This is a genomic window from Anaerovirgula multivorans, assembly GCF_900188145.1.
Classification (GTDB): domain Bacteria; phylum Bacillota; class Clostridia; order Peptostreptococcales; family Natronincolaceae; genus Anaerovirgula; species Anaerovirgula multivorans.
In genome coordinates this window covers 23,663-42,404 of sequence record NZ_FZOJ01000037.1, presented here as the reverse complement: position 1 = coordinate 42,404, position 18,742 = coordinate 23,663, and the positions used below count along the sequence as shown (strand labels likewise).

The following is an 18,742-nucleotide window of genomic DNA, read 5'->3' as shown; positions in this document are numbered from 1 at the left end:
TCACCAGTAGCTACATTTTCAAAGATACCATTCATTTCTTTGATAGATTTTTTTAATATTCCTATTATTAAAAAGGAAAAACCTAATAAAGTTATTAATGCTATGATAGATATGGTGCTTAAGCCTCTAATGTTAGCATTATATATGCCCATACTTTCATCGTACAGTTCTTCTGCAAACTCTTTGTTGCTATTCACTACATAGACTAAACTACTAAGTATAGCACTCCCCCTGGCCTCCAGAGAAAATCTATCTTGATCATCTAGTTCCTCATGTCTTTGTAGTTTAGCTACTACACTTGCCCAGGTATTCATAAATGTATCATAATTGTTTTTAGCAGATTCTAAAACTACATTTTCCATTGATTCTTCATCTTGCCCTTCCAGGTATGCATCCATTAACTCTCGCAGCTCCTGATCTAGATTATCAACATTTCTTATTATGCTTGGGTTGTAGCCTAAATCTATTGCCCTTAAGACCTCTATTCTAATATTCATAAACTTATGGTTGATTTCCGTTACTAGCTGTGTTTTAAGAACCGCCTCGTTGTATATCTGTGATACATTGTTATTAATACTGCCAATACCTTTGTAGCCAATGCCCCCAACTATTGCTAAAAAAGCAGTCGCTAAAATAACAACCATGATTATACTATGGGTAATTCGCATGTTCTTTGTTAGCTTTTTCATTTTATGTATCCCCCCGTATCTAGACTGGAATTTTTTAATAATTACTTAATAAAATTCTACTATAATTTTCTAATTATTACAACATTTTTCGATTTAGTGTCAACTATTCATTTCACCCACATTTATTTATTTTTTAGGATGAGCTTTACAATTTCTGAAGAAGTAAAGAGTCTCATAGGTGGTCCCCACGTGCCTGTTCCAGAGGTGGTATAGATATAAGCATCCCTATATTTATACAATCCATAGGAATACCTATAAAACATTGCTACAATAAAATTCATTGGTGGAATCTGTCCCTGATGTGTATGACCCGATAGTTGTAGGTTTACACCTTTTTCCACAGCCTTTTCAAAATCTATAGGTTGATGAGATAATAGAATAGTAATTTTCTGGGGATTACAGTCCTTTAGAATCTCTTCAAGTTTTGGAGCCGTTTGATCATACTTTCTCAACATTTTATCCTGTAGGCCTATTAGTTGAATATATTCTCCTATCTCCTGTCCTTCATCCTTTAGCACTTTAATATTAGCCTCTTCCGCAAAATTGTAAAAGGTTTCTATCCCTGTATAAAATTCATGATTCCCTGATACTGCATAAACCCCTAATAAAGACTCTATACTTCTCATAATTATAACAAAGTCTTTAACTCTTGCCAGATGATCATCTATCATATCTCCCGTAATAACAACAATATCTGGATTTAAACGATTTACTTTATCTACTAAACTTTCCACCCATTTCTTCGAGGTAAACATACCCAAATGTATATCCGATAGCTGTACAATTTTGAAGTCAGAAATTTCCTCAGGCAAGTTGGAAAAAGCCACTTCTACTTCCTTTACCTGAGGGCCTTTAGCAGCATTATAAAAAGCTAATAGATTAACCGCAAAAATGAAAGCCATAGCTGCATAGGTCGCTGTTTTGGGGTTAAGATTAGCAAACAACAATAATAAATCCTTCAATAACAACACAGTGATAGCTATAGCCAACACTCCAAGCCAAAGGTGACCAATATAGCCTATCCAGTAAACATAATATCTTCTTTTTAAAACCTGTCCTAGAATAAAGCAGCTAGAGCCTATAATCATGAGGATGGCTAACATCGCACTTATCCATCCAGTAGCTCTTATTCCTGCTATAATACTGTTATAAACATAATAATTCATAAAAAAGTAGATAGAAAAGAAGATACAAAGAAAAAAAGTGAAGGTAATAATCTTTTTAGTCATTTTATCCTCCTCCTACTAGAAAATACTTAAATCTAATTCCTTTGATAATTGTTCCCAAATTTTCATACCTACAATACTATCACCCTTCTCCTCTAAATAACCAAGATACATATGTTATCAATAATATCTATAATTTTACATCTATTTATACTATATCATTATTTTTGTCTTTAATAAAAGAAAAAAAGCTTTTCTTGTCATAAGATAAGCTTTTCTTGTAATGTTAGTAAAATTTTTTCATAAATTAAAAGAGCACGTAACGATCTACCTAGCACCAATATAGATCACTTATTACCTAGCTATGATCTTCCGACCATAACCAAGCAGTTCATCACCTATACTGATGGTTCGTTCGACCCTACAGGATACCTGTACAGCTCTATACAACCTTTCGGCTGTATAGAACCATTAATCCTGTAACTACAATGCCCCGTTAAAGAATCTGCGGCACCCTGTAGAATCTTAGCTCGACCCTATAGAATAGGTTGGGATCCTATTATAATCATATTATTAGGAAAGTAACCGACTATAATAGAACCTTTCCCAACCCTATAGAATCTTCCCTCCGACTATATATCAGCCAGACATGACCAATATATAATCTTTGGCCGACCCATATATACCCCAAATTAAGGAGCATATATAAGTCTGGGCTCAACCGTTACGTACCCTACGCTATTATATTAACCATATTTACACCTAAATATTCTGTAAATTTTTGTAAATTGAATTTAGACTATTTTAACATCTTTTTCTTTATTTGCTTGATTCCGTTGCAACACTAGGATACCTATAATTAGCAATATGCCTACGATATCCTGCATTAAGTTGGCACTAATTAACATAAGGGCACCTACAAAGAGAAGTATTCTATTAACAATCTTCATATTTGTAAAAATATAACCTTCAGCGGCACTTCCCAGCATAATTACCCCTATGATGGAAGTCACTGTCACCATGATTCCTTGTAGTATCGTAGTATCTCTTAATAGTAATGCGCTATTATAAACAAACATATACGGAACAATAAACCCTGCAATAGAAAGTTTCATAGATTCAAATCCTGTCTTCATAGGATTTCCTCCAGAAATTCCAGCTGCTGCAAAGGAGGCTAAGGCAACCGGTGGAGTAATATTTGCAAACATAGCAAAGTAAAACACAAATAAGTGAGAAACAATTGGATCAATGCCTAATCTTACCAATGCAGGTGCTGCCATAGTAGCTGTAATAAGATAAGCAGGTATACTCGGAAGACCCATTCCTAAAATAATACAGGTAACCATGGTAAACATGAGGGTAAACAACAAGTTAGTTCCACCTAGGGATACAATAGCTCTCGCCATGTTCAACCCAAAACCTGTTATACTAGTAACTCCAACAATAGGACCAACGGCAGCACAGGCAATAGCTACTGGTACAACAGATCGAGTTCCTTCATATAATCCATCGATAATATCCTGCACACCCATTCTAGTACTTGAACGCAGCATACTTACAGCAATTGTCACTAATATTGTAAGAAAAGCTGAGAAAATAATGGTTTTTCCACTAAAGAATAACATATATATCAAAAATACCAGTGGAATTAACAGGTGTCCTCTTTCCTTCATGACATCACCAATCTTTGGTAATTGAGATTTTGGTAATCCCTCTAGACCTCTTTTGGATGCCCTCATTTGTACCTGTGTCATGATGCCCAAGTAATATAATAGAGCAGGCAGAATTGCCGCCATGACAATTACTTTATACTGAATGCCTAATACCTCCGCCATAATGAAGGCTGCCGCCCCCATAATAGGGGGAAGTAATTGTCCTCCTACAGAAGCTGATGCTTCAACAGCCCCTGCGAATTCATCATCATATCCAGTTTTTTTCATCAATGGGATGGTGAAGGCTCCAGTGGTAACAACATTAGCTACCGCAGCACCATTAATACTGCCTAGAAATCCACTGGCAATTACTGCTACCTTAGCGGGTCCACCCTTTGTATGTCCTGCCAGTGCCAAGGAGATATCATTAAAGAATTGCCCCATTCCTGATTTACTCATAAATGAACCAAACAAAATGAAAAGGAAAATATAGGTAGAGGCTACACCTACAGCAGTACCATAGACTCCGTCAGTAGATACAAACAGATGGTTCACGATTTCCATCCAACCATATCCTCTATGAGCAAAAAATCCTGGCATCTGTCTACCAAATAAAGCATAAGCAATAAAGAGTACCCCTAATAAGGGTAAAGCAAAACCTGTGACCCTTCTAGCAGCTTCTAAAACTAAAATAATTAGGATAACCCCGAAAAATAAATCTGCTTTATTGGGAATCCCTGCTCTATGAACAATTCCTAAATAATCGTAAAAAATATATACAGTTATAGATAAGGCTAAAAGTCCTAAAGTAAAATCATAAAAAGGCATTTTCTTTCTATCTGCCTTTTTATAGGCAGGAAACAGAAAGAAGGTAAGAGCTAGAATCGTAGCCACATGTAAAGAACGATGCTTTAAGGTTACTAAAGTTCCAAAATAGGATACATACAAATGATATAATGCAATAGCTATAGCAAAAATCTTTATCATCAATGCTGTATTCTTATTGGAAAAAATCCTAAATCTTGACTCACTATCATATTTTTCTAATAATTCCTGCTGCTTTTCCTCGATATTTTTATCAATCATTTCCATCACCTCTCTTGAATAACCATCTTCATATAGCCATGATGAGGTAAATCTTTACCTTCCACAATCTTTTCTCCATTCAAAGCTATTTTTTCTGTAGCAGTATGAGAATTAATCCAATTATAAGAAGGATACAATTCTCCTATATCTTTCATAATAATATACCCATTTTCTACAATAACCTCTTTCCCTTTATCATGAGGGATGCCTGCACCAAAGCCTTGGAAACGGATTTCCTGTAATATGAGATTATTTTGCTGGTCGACCGTAAATAATTCTATCCAAGGAATATGCTCTACAGAATGTATCCAATGAAAAGTTATTTCATCCCCTACCTCAACTTCAGCGGTAACCAAAACTTCTCCCGTTGTCTCATCAATAATTTTAATATAAGATTGACTTATATCTACAGATTGAAGAGAAAAAATATAATAAAATAGAAAAACTATACTAATGATTGCACCAAAATATAAAAATGCTTTTTTTCTTTTAGAAGCTGCAGAGGAAGCTTTAGTAAACTTCCCCTGTTCTTCCTTTTTCCTATCTTTAGTCAATCGCACCAACTTCTTTAAAGTACTTTTCTGCTCCTGGATGTAGAGGGACTACCATACCCTCCATAATATTTTCTAAGTTAATATGGTTTTGTGCTGCACTATGGGAACTATGGATAATATCTAAATTTTCAAAAATTCCCTTTGTCATATCATATACTACTTCCTCTGGTACACTATCTCTGATTAGCATCAAATTCATAATACTAGCTGTGTTTACATCATTTGCATTGTCATAAGTACCAGCTGGAATAATGTTTGCTGTAAAGAAGGGATAACGTTCCCTCAAATAGGTCATCCCTTCACCTTCAATTGGAATGATTTTGATTTTATGGGTAGTTGCAAGATCCATAATGGTTGCATTTGGTATCCCGCTGGTAACAAAAGCTGCATCAATCATTCCATTTCTCATTTGGTCAATAGCTTCTCCATAGTTAAGATAATCTGCTCTAATATCATCATAGGTCATTCCATGGGCTTCAAACATAAGTCTGGCGTTTAACTCAACCCCTGAATTTGGTGCCCCTACCCCTACTCTCTTACCTTTTAAATCGTAGAAACTTTCTATTCCACTATCTGCTGTAGTAACCAACTGTACATAGTTTGGATATAAGCTCATCAATCCTCTTAATTCCTCTTTTGGAGTTTCTCCCTCAAAGGCACCAAACGCTTCATAGGCTTGCAATACAGCATCTGCCATAACAATTGCTAGTTCAGCACGATCGCCTAATATTAAGTTGATATTTTCAACAGAAGCTCCTGTAGACTGTACTGAAGACCTGTAGCCTAACTCTTCAATAACACTTGAAAATCCACCACCTATTGGATAGTAAACTCCACTAGTTGGTCCTGTAGCAATCGTTATAAACATACTTCTATCAATTTCAACTTCACCTTCAGCTGATTCTTCTGGCGTATCAACTGACTTGCCTCCGCAGCCTGTTAAAATAAGTACAACTGCTAATAAAAGAAATAATATTTTTTTCATCGGCTCATTCTCTCCCTCTTTATAAAATAAATTTTATTTTTTTACACTTAATAAGAATAGCAAATTTGATGCCAAGTTTATCTTTAGCCCTATTGCTAACCTTTAGAAATTTTTATTAAATTTTTCTTTGTTAGAAAGAGGAAGAAAAGTTCATCAAATGAAATTAATGTAGTGTGATTTTTCTTTTTTGCATTAATGTTTTATTAATTATACAATTACTTTACATGTTTTTCAATGTTTTAATCGATTTTATTCACTCATAAATATTTCTTATTTCCACAAAAATGAAAGAGGAAAAAAGTTCCCTTGCGGAACTTTTTTCCTCTTAAATAATTTATAAGCACATATCCATATGCGTAAAGCTAAACCATTTTTTGGTAATCCGGCCAGAAAAAAGTATCTGACTGGAGTATTTCATTAGTCGTTTTCCTTTTACGCTTTTCCCTTTGACATCTTTTGTTTAACCTCTGAAACAGTAATACTAAGCTGAACTCTGATTTGCTAGAAAGCATTACCCCTATGTTATCAGCATCCTTACAGAAAGCTTTAAAGAATATGAGCAAGCTAATACCTTCATGATTATGAGCAAAGTATAGTACTCCTCATCTTCTACTGTTATTACCTCTCGATTTCTCAGGTTTAAATATGTCCTCATTGTAAAAAGGGTTATATGCTGTCACAGCATGATCTGGCTTTAGCCGTGGTTGATTCTTCTTAGCCTTCTAGCAACTTCATATTTTTTAAAAGTTCTCCTATGGGGAGGGGGCATTATGACTTTCTATTGGTTATATCTTGAATATTTTCTAGTTGTATCCATATGAGTTGCAGCTAAATTTAATTCTTGCTTTCATTTTAAATGAAAAAATCAATTGGATCTCCATAGGCTTGTATGTACTCTGCGGCTGTCGTTCAACAAGGTGTATCAGAAATTGAGCACTAAATTCTCGTTTAAGCGAGAATTTTTTTATGCTCAACTTCTGATACACCGCTATATGTTATATGAAGTTCCCTGCCCCGTGACTCAGAGGGTGATAGGACGTCACACCCTTAAACTTATCATTTGAACTGCACAGCACATTATATAAAGAATATACATTACTTAAAATGAAGATTATATTCATAATAGGAAGTTTAATATGAAATTATCCGACTTAAATTTTTGGCAATTTCATTCATGTGTGTATCATCTGTACCACAGCAACCACCAAAAATTTTAAAGTTAAAGTCTTTATATAGTTTTAACATATCATTTGCCAACTTATCAGCATCTGAAGTTTTTAAATCATAACAGTTGTCAAGTTCTTCTGGTGATAGAAGAGAAGTATTCGCTTGTATCCCCTTAAACCGTTTCTGTACTATAGATGTTTGATTATAAATTCGAGATAATGCTTTAGCAACTACATTTGGATGAACACAATTTGTCATATAGCAAAGAGGTTTGCGGTTTGTCGCATTATCAATTACGCTTATAGCTTCATGAATTGTTGTACCATCTATTAATTTACCATCATTTTTTATCATAAAGCTAATAATATATGGTAGACCTGTGCTTTCCATCGCACTTGCCATACCTATAGATTCCGACAAAGCTGGCATAATACCTGCATATAAAAAATCAGCTTTAGCTTTCGCAAACAATGAAGCTTGCCAGGAATGAAATTCAAATGCTTCTTCTTCAGACAAAACATCAGTTGCTTTATAAGCATCACCTTTGTACCCCATAAGTCCACCAATATACACATCGGAAGGAACGTCCTGTTTTATTTCACGTAAAAATGAAACATTATCATAAATAATACTCTCATTATATTGAGATTGTGCAACACGTTCTTTATTTGCTCTGCGAGTTGGTGTTGTTAGCATAATGGGCAAATGGTAATGCTGAGATATATTTATATATTGTTGAAATAATTCTTTAAGTGCTTGCTTAGATTTTTCATTGTATATATGCCCAGCAAGAGCAATAATTTCGTCAAAAGGAATGTCATATTCTCTTTTTAAACGCTCACCCAAAGCACCTTCCATCAAAATAAAAGAATAATTATTGTAGCAACTTTGAAAATCCATCTTTACCTCCTTTAATGCATAATATTAAACAAATGTGAATTAATAAAGCTCTTAATGTCTTCTTACACAATCCACAGCAGGACGCCGCGGTCTTAGCATGAGTCTGTCTAACAATTAGTTTATATTACATTATTACATTATAATCTTCACAAATATAGCGCATATATTCATTGTCATTTTGCTTGCTATTCCAACTGTACAAGGCATTAGATAAAGAATCTGTCTCAACTTTATAATTATATCTAACAGGATAATAATTATTATGTCTTACTACTTTTTGTCACTTCATATATTGAGTCTTCTCTGAGTCTCTCTTTTTTTGTGTAATTAATACCTAGAAAAATTTTCATTAGCTTTACGCATATGAGCACATATCTATAGCTTATGCTTTGCAATTTTATTTCTTAATCCTCTTTCACTAACCCCTAGAATTTGGGCTGTCTTTTTTCTTTGTCCTTCATTCTTCTTTAAAGTAGCTTCTATCAGTAATTTTTCTACCTCTTCTATAGTTAATCCCACTAGGGAATCAATAGGATTTTGATGATAAGTAAAGACCGTCTTAGATTTTTTTTGAAGCTCCAATGGTAAATTTTCTAATTGAATACAGGGTCCTTCTGTCATCAACATAGCATATTCTATAATATTTGCCAGTTCTCTTACATTACCAGGATAATGGTACTGTAAAAGACTATTTTGTGCCTCTTCCGAAAGACCTTTAATATCTTTATTAAGCTCTTGGCTATAATTTTGAATGAAGTATTGGAATAATAAAGGTAAATCCTGTGGTCTTTCCCTTAAGGGTGGTGTATAGATTTCTACTACATTCAACCTAAAATAGAGATCCTGTCGGAAGCTTCCTCCATCCACCAACTTTTTCAAATCTTTATTAGTAGCAGCAATAACACGAATATTTAACTCAACAGGAAGGTTAGAGCCTAAAGGGGTAACCTGTTTCAATTGTAATACTCTCAAAAGCTTTGCCTGTAGCGGCAATGGCATATCTGCCACTTCATCTAAAAATATTGTACCATTATTCCCATATTCAAACTTACCGATCTGATCTGCAGTGGCTCCTGTAAAGGCTCCTTTTTTATAGCCAAACAATTCACTTTCCAAAAGGTTTTCTGGGATAGCAGCACAATTCACTGCAACGAAGGGTTCCATTTTTCGTTTACCAGAAAAATGGATAGCTCTTGCCACCAATTCTTTTCCAGCACCACTTTCCCCTGTAATTACAACATTCGTATCTACATCTTTCACCTTCTCTATTAGGTTAAAGACATTTTTCATTAATGGGCTTTTCCCAACCATTCCTTTATAGGTATATTTTCTTTCTAATTCTTGACTTAAATATTCAACTTGTCGATTGAGTTTTTGGTATTTTAAAGCCTGCTCTATAATAGAATATATTCCTTCCTTGTTTAAAGGTTTGGTTAAATAGGTATAAGCTCCCTTTTTAATGGCCTCAACAGAGGAGGAAATTGTACCATAGGCTGTCATAATAATAACTAACAGGTCTTTTTGTATGTTTTTTAACTCCATTAAAATTTCTATTCCACTAATATTTCCTATTTTTAAATCCAAAAGACAAAGATGAAACTTTTCTTCCTTTGCCCACATCACCCCCTGTAAAGGATCTGTAGTGCTTTTTACTATATACTTGTCTTCCAGGGCAAAGGTTAAAGATGAGCATATGGCAGCTTCATCATCGATAATTAGGATTTTTTCCATTATTTACTCCCTCCCTTCAAATATTATCGTTATTCTTGTTCCTTGATTTTTTTTACTTTCTATCATGAGCTGTCCACCATTTTCTTCAATAGATTGCTTGGATAGTGTAAGACCTAATCCAGTACCTTTAATTTTTGTTGTGTAAAAGGGATTTAATGCACTATTTATTTCCTCTTGTTCCATCCCAATTCCTTCATCAACAATTTCAATATATACGTTTTTTTTATCCTTCCATCCTAGTATGGAGAGTGTCAAAAAGTTATTTGTTTGACTACTTTTTTCCTCCATTGCTTCAATGCCATTCATAATAAAGTTGATGATTACCTGTTTCATTTGACTTTTATCAGCTTCGATTTTTAAATTCTGTTCCACCTTTAATGCCAAGCCAAAACCCTTTTTTTCAACAGTAGGCTTGTAGAGTCCAGAGCAGGCTTGGATTAGCTGATTGACATCAATCACTTCCTTATTAGGATTCCTAGGCTTTGCATAGTCAATAAGGTTTTCAATCAACTGATTTACTCTATCTACTTCCTTTGGTACATAACCTGTGATATCTCTTTGGAAATTTGGGTTACTGAGCTTTTCAGGAATTAATTCCACAAAAGTCTTAATAGAAGTTAAAGGATTTCTTATCTCATGAGCAATGCCTGCAACAATTTCATTAAGCGCCTTATTTTTCTCTCTAGCAAATAACTCCGCTCTTATTTTCTTCTCAGCTGTATTGTCTTCAAAGGAAATCATAATCCCGGTTATACTCTGCTCATAATTACGCAAAGGATAGACCATATAGCGAATACTATAGCTATTTCTTTCTTTTTCTTTCCATTCCATTTCTTCACTTAAAAACTGCAGCCCCTTTTCGGTTACATCCTGTATTTTATCCCATAATAATTTTTTAAATATAGGTACCTCCCAATAATGGTATCCGATAGGATTTTTATTTAGGCCTATTATTTCAATAGCCCTAGGATTGCAAGAGTCGATTGTCCCCTCTTTATTAACACTCACCATTCCCCTTGGACTACTTTGCAAAATTTGATTAATTAATTCGTTTTTATTTTTCGTCTCTGTAATTTGATATTCAAGCTCTACATTAATTTTTTGCAATTCGCCAGTTTTCTTATCTACTTCTCTTTTAAGCTGTTTATTCCATCGCATACTTAGGATAAAAATCACACTAGAGGCTAATGCAAAAAAAATAAATATCCTTATTAATTGTTCTAACCTCTTTTGTGCCTCCAGTTCTTCATTCGCAAACCAAACATCATAAATTTCTCCATAAATCCCCCGTTCCTTTAACTGTCGGATACCATAGTTTAACTCATATAATAAATTATAATTCTCCTTATATACTGCGATCGAATATTCAATGGGAATAATGTAACTACTAATAAATTGATATTCCTCCTCTAGCCCATGCTTTTCCAATAGATGTTGAGTAATAACTTTATCTCCCATCAAGGAATCTGCTCTTCCTTCTAGCATTAGATAAAAGGCATCCTCTTGATTACTAGTGGTATTGTATTGTACCCTCCTTACATTTTGTAGGTACTGATACTCTACTGTTTTTCTTTTTAAAGCAATAAGTCTATCCGTCAATTCTAATGAGTCTTCCCTTTCTAACATTTCCTCATTATTGGTGATTAGTCCTACAGAGGAGGTTAGAATATTCTCTGTAAATATCAAACTTTCTGATAGATTTGCTAAGTAACTTACTCCTAAAATAGCATCTACTTCTCCTTTTTCTAAAGCTACTATGCTTTTTTCCAAGGTCATAGGCACATACTTAATATCAAAACCTTGAAATTCTGCAATACCTTCTAAGATGTCAATGTTGAACCCCTTATATTGATTATATTCCTTATACTGTAAAGGCGGCATATTCATGTCCACAGCAACCTTAATCATTTTAGGAATATTGTTCAGTGGTATGGTATCATCATCTCCGTAGACCATAGTAAAGCCAATTGAATATATCAGGGAGCCTATCATCATAATAGTTAAACATATCTTTTTTAAAGTCATTCTCTGTTCTCCCCTTCCTGAAAAATAATCATGTATATATATACAACTTTAGGTGTACATTTACCTTCTTTATTAATAAGGTAAATAATTAAAAAACTATACTGCCCCCTGTCAAGTAGGCAGATAAAAAAACAAAAATTTGGACTTGTCCTAGTTTAATAGACACTTAGTATGGCTAAATTGTGGGCTGTAACCTTCTTTACAAAACTGGACACCAAAAGAGAAGACATAAAATTTTTAATGTGATAACCTTTAATCAGGAGGTGATAAATATGGAGTGGTTGAAGCAACTAAGCAATGCTATTGACTATATAGAAAGTAATTTGACAGGTGATATTTCCTACGATGAAGCTGCTAAAATTGCTTGCTGCTCGACCTATTATTTCCAGCGGATGTTTTCGTATGTAGCAGGCATTCCGCTGTCTGATTATATCCGTCGCAGGAAGATGACACAGGCGGCATTTGAGTTACAGTCAAGTGAAGCAAAGGTTATGGATATTGGTATGAAGTACGGTTATGTTTCGCCTACATCATTTAACCGGGCATTTCAAAGTGTTCATGGTGTCTCTCCAACTGTCGCACGCGCACAGGGAACCTTATTGAACGCTTATCCACCCATCAGTTTTTCAATTGTAGTTACAGGAGGCGAAAATATGAAGTATAGAATTGAAACAAAAAAAGCAATAAGAATTGTTGGGGTTAGGACTGCATTACAAGAAGATATGGAACAAAACCAGAAAATTGTTCCCGTGTTTTGGGATAATATCTTGGAAAGTACGTCATTTTCTGAAATTTGCAAACTGGCAAACCAAGCTTCATTCGGCATTTTGGGTGTCACCGCCTATACAAATCCGCAGGACATTTATTACTATGTTGCTGTTGCAACGGATAATCCCGTGCCTAATGGCATGGTTGAGTTTGAGATCCCTGCTGCAACATGGGTAATCTTTGAATGTAACGGACACTTTCAGGAGTCCGTTCAAACCATATTCAAGCGGTTTCTTACAGAATGGCTTCCTTTTTCAGGCTATGAATATGCTGAACTACCAGATATAGAGATTTATCCTGTCAGCGGCCAGAAATCAAAAGGCGGTCATGCAGAAGTTTGGATTGCAATTAAGAAAGAGGTGAAAGGCAAGTGAATCATCAAATTGAAATTAGAGATATTGAGCCTATCAGGGTGGCATTTATGCGATACAAAGGTGTTGCCACCGAAGCAAATAAAGTATTTCCCAATGTGTTTAAGTCCATTCAAGGCAAAGCAAACGGTGCACCTTTTTTCTGTTATTATGTTATGGACCAGGAAACTAAAATAGGTGAAATGGAGTTATGTGTTCCTACCGCCGAAATGCCAAACAGAAATGGTGTTACAGTAAAAGACATGCCACGAATAAAGGCTGTCTGCGTTACTCATGTCGGTTCTTATGAAACTATGCAGTACGCATATGAAGCAATTGACCGCTACGCACGAGAAAATAACCTGACCTTACAACCTCCGTTTCGGGAAGTCTATATCAAAGGACCGGGAATGTTTCTGAAAGGCAATCCCGATAAGTACATTACAGAAATCCTGTTCCCGGTGAAAGAGGGGGAATAGAATGCTGGCAATTGAAATTGATAAATTGGTTAAACAGTACAAGAATGGCGTCAGAGCCTTGGACGAGTTAAGTTTGAAAGTAAGCTGCGGCGAGATATTCTCTCTGCTCGGTCCGAATGGTGCGGGTAAATCTTCTCTTATCAACATTCTTACAACATTTTACAATCCTACATCCGGGAATATAACCATGCTGGGTAAAGATTTATGTAAAAATCCTGAATGGATTCGCACACAGATCGCTTGTGTTGCGCAGCGTGTTTCTATTGATGAACACCTGTCACTTATGGAAAATATGATATTCCAAAGCAGGCTCTACAAGGTGGACAACACTACGGCAAAAAAGAGGATTAACACCTTGATTGACAGTTTTGAGCTATCACAGTATTTGAGGCACCCAGTTGCCTCCTATTCTGGTGGTATAAAACGCCGATTGGATATCGCAATGAATATGGTTTCTTATCCTCAAATATTATTTTTAGACGAACCAACGGTTGGCATGGATATTAGTTCCCGAAAGGCCATGTGGGAAATCATGCGGAAAGTTCGGGATGATTTTAAAACAACGATTTTTCTGACCACCCATTATCTTGAGGAAGCTGACCAACTTAGCGATACCATTTGTATTATGAAAGAAGGTCACGAATTAGCACAGGGAATGCCAGGAAGCTTGCGACAATATACTCGACAAAACATACTCCATATTGGTTTTTCTGATACAGAAAAGGCCAAAGATTGTGCGGAGGCACTTGCTAAAATACACATGCTTCCATCCATGAGCATCCGCGAAAATTCAATTTTCGCCGATGCTGTGGACGGTAGAAAGACTTTTGAAGATGTTAACAAGTGGCTTCTGGAAAAGAATGTTCCTTTTGAGGCTATCGAAATCGTGCAACCTAGTCTTGAAGATGTGTTTTTGAAGGTAACCGGAACGGAAAGGAGATAACCAAATGGATACAATGAATATTTTATGGCGCAATATGAAGTGGCGCTTTCAAAACCCTGTTTCAATCTTGCTTACCATTATACAACCCCTCATTTGGCTGGTTTTGTATAGCGCAATCGCAGGTCAGTCCATGCGGGATATGTCTGGTGGCAACTATACCGCTTTTATTCTTCCCGGCATCATGGTGCTCGTTACACTTTCCTGTTGTAGCAGTGGCGGTTATCTCAATTTCATTATGAAATCCAAAGGCAGTTTCTACAGGATATTAATAGCACCTGTAAAACGAAGCTCCATTGTTCTAGGGCAAATGCTAGAAGCGGTTTTGCTATCATTCATTGAGATAGTCATCCTGTTTGTATTGTCCATATTTTTGTCAGTACGCATTGCATCGGGATTTACCGGATTGCTTCTAATGTTGCCTCTTATTTTCCTTACAGCATTTTTCATGTCGGGACTATCCTATGCTATCAGCCTGTATCTGCCCAATGAAGTGATTTATGAAACCATCATGAATCTGATTGTACTTTCCATCTTCTTTACCAGCACAGCTTTATTTCCGATGGACAGTATATCGGGCGGCTTGAAAATTGCAGTAATGATAAACCCTTTCGCTCATGTTATAAACTGCCTGCGGAGTTTGATTTTAGAAACTTCTATTGATTGGCAAAATTTATTGCTTATGGCAGGCGTATTTATATGTCTTTGTTGTGGCAGTTTTTCATTGGCACTTTGGAGACTTAAAAGGGAGGCAGTCCACTGATTGCTGAAAGCAGTTTAATTTAAGAACCATCCTTAGTTTTAAGTTTTACTATAGATAACCAATTTAAAACTTTAATTGCACTCTGTGAAAGTGACTGACAGCAAATCAAAGATTTGGGTCATCTACTTTTGATATACACGTTCTACGGTTTCGCCCAAAACCATGGGCTGCAAATGTAGCCCTTAGTATATCAAAATTTCACCTTGTATAAGCGACTGACATGAAATCATAGATTTCAGTCATCTGCTTAAGTTCTGTAGTTGGTTATTTATAGTTTTAAAAAGGAAAGTGGGGTTTAAGTGTCAATAGCCCCGTTAACACCAAAATAGAAACCATCTTATTAAATTGGATGGTTTTTCAACAAGCTGATAATGGTTTATCTTCCTATTCCTTCTATGAAAATATCTGAACATATTTTTTCACGACTTCTTTAACAGCATTCTTATTTTGGATTGCCAATATGGAATAATGGAAGTTCTTTTCTTTTGCTAAATCATACTTTATTTTCTCCATTACATGGACAGAAATTTCTGTGTTCACATTAATTTTGGATATCCCTCTGTTGATGCACTTTTTTATAATTTCTTCTGGTGTTCCAGATCCTCCGTGGAGGACCAATGGAATATTTACCAGTGTATTTATTTTTTCAAGCACATCTATATCTATATTAGCCTCACCCTTATACATACCGTGAACCGTTCCAATTGAAACAGCCAAAGCATCCACTCCAGTTTCTTCCACAAATTTCTTAGCTTCTTTTGGGTTAGTATACATCTCCTTTGCTCCTTCTTCATTGGAATGCTCTCCAAGAGCAAGACTTCCTAACTCAGCCTCAACCGACACATTCATGGCATGAGCTTCTTTTACTATTTGTTTTGTATTATTAATATTTTCCTCAAAACTAAGATCCGATCCATCGTACATAACGGAGGTAAAGCCCGCCTTAATGGCTTTTTGAATATGATGAATAGACTTACAATGATCTAAATGAAGTGCTGCCTTTATACTACTTTTTTTATTCATTTGGGTGACAAGAGCAACAACTTCTTCTAAATCCATATTTGAAAAATAATTTTCACCAAATGCAATAATAGTCGGTCTTCCAAGCTCCTCTGCGGCTTCCATTACTCCCTTAATGGTTTCATAATTATAACAGCTAAAAGCACCCACTGCATATTTTTTTAGTCTCGCCTCTTCTAATATTTCTTTAAGATTAACTAGCATTTTCTTCCTCCTCTTAGTCCATTAATAAGGCTACAATTTCTCTTAATGTTGTGTTGGTACCTACATTCCCAGGAAAGATTATGTAGGGCATTGTAGAAAACTTACTTTCTTCATCGGTTTGCCATACAGGTATTCCTGGTTTAATCTGTCCCATTACTTTTGCCTTTTTTACCTTAAGCGCTTTTGTTCCTATTTCACTAGAGGTTATCCCGCCTTTTGCTAGAATAAAGGCAGGTGTTGTTGTTATTCCCGTTACAATAGCGGTTACGGCATCGGATATTTTAATGGATGCTTTTAGTGCTTCTACCTTGTCATTGGTTTTCAATTCTAAAGGCTTTCTTTTTGTATATACCGCTACAGTGATTCCATGTTTGATTTTTTCTTCGCAGGCTTCAATAACTCTTTCTATTTCCTTATGAAGCGCAACATCATCCATAACCAGATCAGAATTAAATTCGATGAATGCTATATTTTGTAGCTTACTGAGTTCTTTGAATTGCTCTGTTGTTTTTTGAGTATAAGAGCCAATAACAACCATACCACCATTCTTGTTGTCCTTTGTAAGCTCATTTTTTGTCAGTAATTCTCTATCGGATACATTCCCTAAAACTTTTGTTAAGGCAGCAGCACTTCTTATCATGAATCTTTTTCCTGCTAAGATAGCATTCATTAGTATCAGGGAAAAGATTTTAACATCTACATAATCAATAGCATTTACAACCACCTTGTTGAAACCTTCAACCTTCATTAAGTCTTCTTGTATTTTATCAATCTTTAAGTTTCTTAAATCCTCCAAGGAAATATAGGTTATTTTTTCTTTTCTAAATTCTCCCTTTGTTTTTTCTTCCACCCACTCCCCTAAATGAGAGGATTTATAGCCGAAGGTCTTATCTTTAGCAAATTCCGTTTCTCCTGCAGGAACCAGTCGTTGATCATAATGTACATAATGGACATTCTCAATCGTAAACCTCCCACCTTCTTTTAAAAATGGATAGATGATTTCTCCATCAAACCTTTTATCTGATCTACTTTCAATTACTTCCTTCAGAGTAGCTGTTTCTAGTGGGTAATGTCCTCTTAGTATAGAGTCACTGCGGCTAATAAGAATATAATCCTTGCCCATTTCCTTTGCAACCCTCTCAATATTTTCGGCAATTTCTATATGTTGTTCTTCAGATTCTTCACTGGTAAGTCCTCTAGAATTTGTTAATAGAAAAAACATACTGTTATTTTCGGCGAAACCCTCTGCTATACTCTCTTTACTCCAATCAGTATATACAGAAACATCATGTACTGTTTGCACTCCAGTTGGATCGTCATCCAGCACCACAATTTTCCCGTTAAATTTCCTTAATGTCTCATCCAACTTTTTTGTAACTTCAACTTCATCAACCCTTTTGAAGGAAGATAATACCTTATCATCTAATTCATTCACAATATACACAGTTTTTGCCTCCAATACTATTTTTAATACTTAGCATTTTACGTGCCTCATCATGTGTAGCTGGCGCAAAACCCATAACATCAATTAACTCAGCAACCCTCTCGACCAAGAATACATTTTTATCTACTTGCGTATTTTCATCTAAATAATTGCTGTCTTCAAAACCTACTCTTACTGTCGAAGCGCCCATGCCTAATGCCGCTGAAAATACTTCATAGTTCTTTCTATGGGCATGAGTAATACCCCATAATGCATCTTGCGGAATGAAGCTTCGTATGGCTGTAAGGGCTTCGATTGTAGCTGGTGCTGCACCTATATGTCCTAGAACGATACTAAATAATATAGGATCTTTAAACATAAATTCCTTCCTCAGTTCCGTAACCGTATGAATCATACCTAACTCAAAAACTTCTATCTCTGGAATCTTATTCATTTTTATTATCTCTGAAACACAATATTCTACTTCATCTATTGGATTACAATATACAGCATTGCCAAGATTGCAGGAGCCTACATTTAAGGAAGTAGCTTCAACTTTATCATAGTATAAAGGTGCGCACCTTTCTTGTATTGTAAGTTTTGAAATGCCTCCAGTTGATGCCTGTATGATAATATTGGATTTTTCTCTTATTCGTTCTACTGTTTCCTTAAATATGGTTAAATCTGGCGTAAGATTCCCTTGAGCATCACGAACATGAAGATGAACCATGCCAGCTCCAGCTTTTTCACATTCAATTACATCTTCTGCTATTTTTTTAGGATTTATCGCCTTATCTAATGCAGAAACAGGTGCTACAGAAATTAATACTTTTCTCATTT

At 35.4% G+C, this 18,742-nt stretch carries 15 protein-coding genes; 4 read left to right on the top strand and 11 right to left on the bottom strand.

Annotated features, from left to right (window positions below):
• From CHB72_RS22280 to CHB72_RS22240, 8 genes are all read right to left on the bottom strand, one after another.
• The coding region (locus CHB72_RS22280; RefSeq protein WP_141131548.1) for an MCP four helix bundle domain-containing protein at nt 1-689 on the bottom strand (689 nt) is incomplete at its 3' end.
• A 122-nt stretch (nt 690-811) separates the two neighbouring features.
• Nucleotides 812-1,918, bottom strand: a complete 1,107-nt coding sequence (locus tag CHB72_RS22275; RefSeq protein WP_089285077.1) for a metallophosphoesterase — start codon at nt 1,916-1,918, stop codon at nt 812-814.
• A gap of 731 nt (nt 1,919-2,649) precedes the next feature.
• Nucleotides 2,650-4,593, bottom strand: coding sequence for a TRAP transporter permease (locus CHB72_RS22270; protein WP_089285080.1), 1,944 nt, complete (start codon nt 4,591-4,593; stop codon nt 2,650-2,652).
• 5 nt (nt 4,594-4,598) lie between these two features.
• A complete protein-coding gene (locus CHB72_RS22265) occupies nt 4,599-5,147 on the bottom strand; it encodes a DUF1850 domain-containing protein (RefSeq protein WP_207652629.1) in 549 nt (182 codons plus the stop codon).
• Complete coding sequence (locus CHB72_RS22260) at nt 5,140-6,132, bottom strand: TAXI family TRAP transporter solute-binding subunit (RefSeq protein ID WP_089285075.1); 993 nt, start codon at nt 6,130-6,132, stop codon at nt 5,140-5,142. Before CHB72_RS22260 ends, CHB72_RS22265 begins: the two co-directional genes overlap by 8 nt.
• 1,131 nt (nt 6,133-7,263) lie before the next feature.
• Nucleotides 7,264-8,199 carry a homocysteine S-methyltransferase family protein gene (locus CHB72_RS22250; RefSeq protein WP_089285073.1) on the bottom strand — a complete coding sequence of 312 codons (936 nt, stop codon included), beginning with the start codon at nt 8,197-8,199 and terminating at the stop codon, nt 7,264-7,266.
• 375 nt (nt 8,200-8,574) lie between these two features.
• Nucleotides 8,575-9,930, bottom strand: a complete 1,356-nt coding sequence (locus CHB72_RS22245; RefSeq protein ID WP_089285072.1) for a sigma-54-dependent transcriptional regulator — start codon at nt 9,928-9,930, stop codon at nt 8,575-8,577.
• A gap of 3 nt (nt 9,931-9,933) precedes the next feature.
• Nucleotides 9,934-11,955, bottom strand: a complete 2,022-nt coding sequence (locus tag CHB72_RS22240; RefSeq protein WP_089285071.1) for a transporter substrate-binding domain-containing protein — start codon at nt 11,953-11,955, stop codon at nt 9,934-9,936.
• A 272-nt stretch (nt 11,956-12,227) separates the two neighbouring features.
• On the opposite strand from CHB72_RS22240, the gene CHB72_RS22235 reads away from it, so the two are divergent.
• From CHB72_RS22235 to CHB72_RS22220, 4 genes are read left to right on the top strand one after another with little or no spacing between them, the layout of a single operon-like run.
• Entirely contained in the window at nt 12,228-13,097 is an 870-nt protein-coding gene (locus CHB72_RS22235) for an AraC family transcriptional regulator (RefSeq protein WP_089285070.1), read from the top strand.
• Nucleotides 13,094-13,552, top strand: a complete 459-nt coding sequence (locus CHB72_RS22230; RefSeq protein ID WP_089285069.1) for a GyrI-like domain-containing protein — start codon at nt 13,094-13,096, stop codon at nt 13,550-13,552. Before CHB72_RS22235 ends, CHB72_RS22230 begins: the two co-directional genes overlap by 4 nt.
• A gap of 1 nt (nt 13,553) precedes the next feature.
• Nucleotides 13,554-14,495: an ABC transporter ATP-binding protein gene (locus CHB72_RS22225; protein WP_089285068.1), complete on the top strand. Its 942-nt coding sequence runs from the start codon at nt 13,554-13,556 to the stop codon at nt 14,493-14,495.
• Nucleotides 14,496-14,499: 4 nt separating this feature from the next.
• Nucleotides 14,500-15,255, top strand: a complete 756-nt coding sequence (locus CHB72_RS22220; protein ID WP_089285067.1) for an ABC transporter permease — start codon at nt 14,500-14,502, stop codon at nt 15,253-15,255.
• Between the two features lie 393 nt (nt 15,256-15,648).
• Here CHB72_RS22220 and CHB72_RS22215 read toward each other — a convergent pair whose 3' ends face one another.
• From CHB72_RS22215 to CHB72_RS22205, 3 genes are read right to left on the bottom strand one after another with little or no spacing between them, the layout of a single operon-like run.
• Complete coding sequence (locus tag CHB72_RS22215; RefSeq protein ID WP_089285066.1) at nt 15,649-16,479, bottom strand: class II fructose-bisphosphate aldolase; 831 nt, start codon at nt 16,477-16,479, stop codon at nt 15,649-15,651.
• A 13-nt stretch (nt 16,480-16,492) separates the two neighbouring features.
• Nucleotides 16,493-17,923: a four-carbon acid sugar kinase family protein gene (locus tag CHB72_RS22210; RefSeq protein WP_330397109.1), complete on the bottom strand. Its 1,431-nt coding sequence runs from the start codon at nt 17,921-17,923 to the stop codon at nt 16,493-16,495.
• Complete coding sequence (locus tag CHB72_RS22205) at nt 17,907-18,740, bottom strand: BKACE family enzyme (RefSeq protein WP_089285065.1); 834 nt, start codon at nt 18,738-18,740, stop codon at nt 17,907-17,909. The genes CHB72_RS22210 and CHB72_RS22205 overlap by 17 nt, the downstream gene beginning before the upstream one ends.
• Nucleotides 18,741-18,742 lie beyond the last annotated feature (2 nt).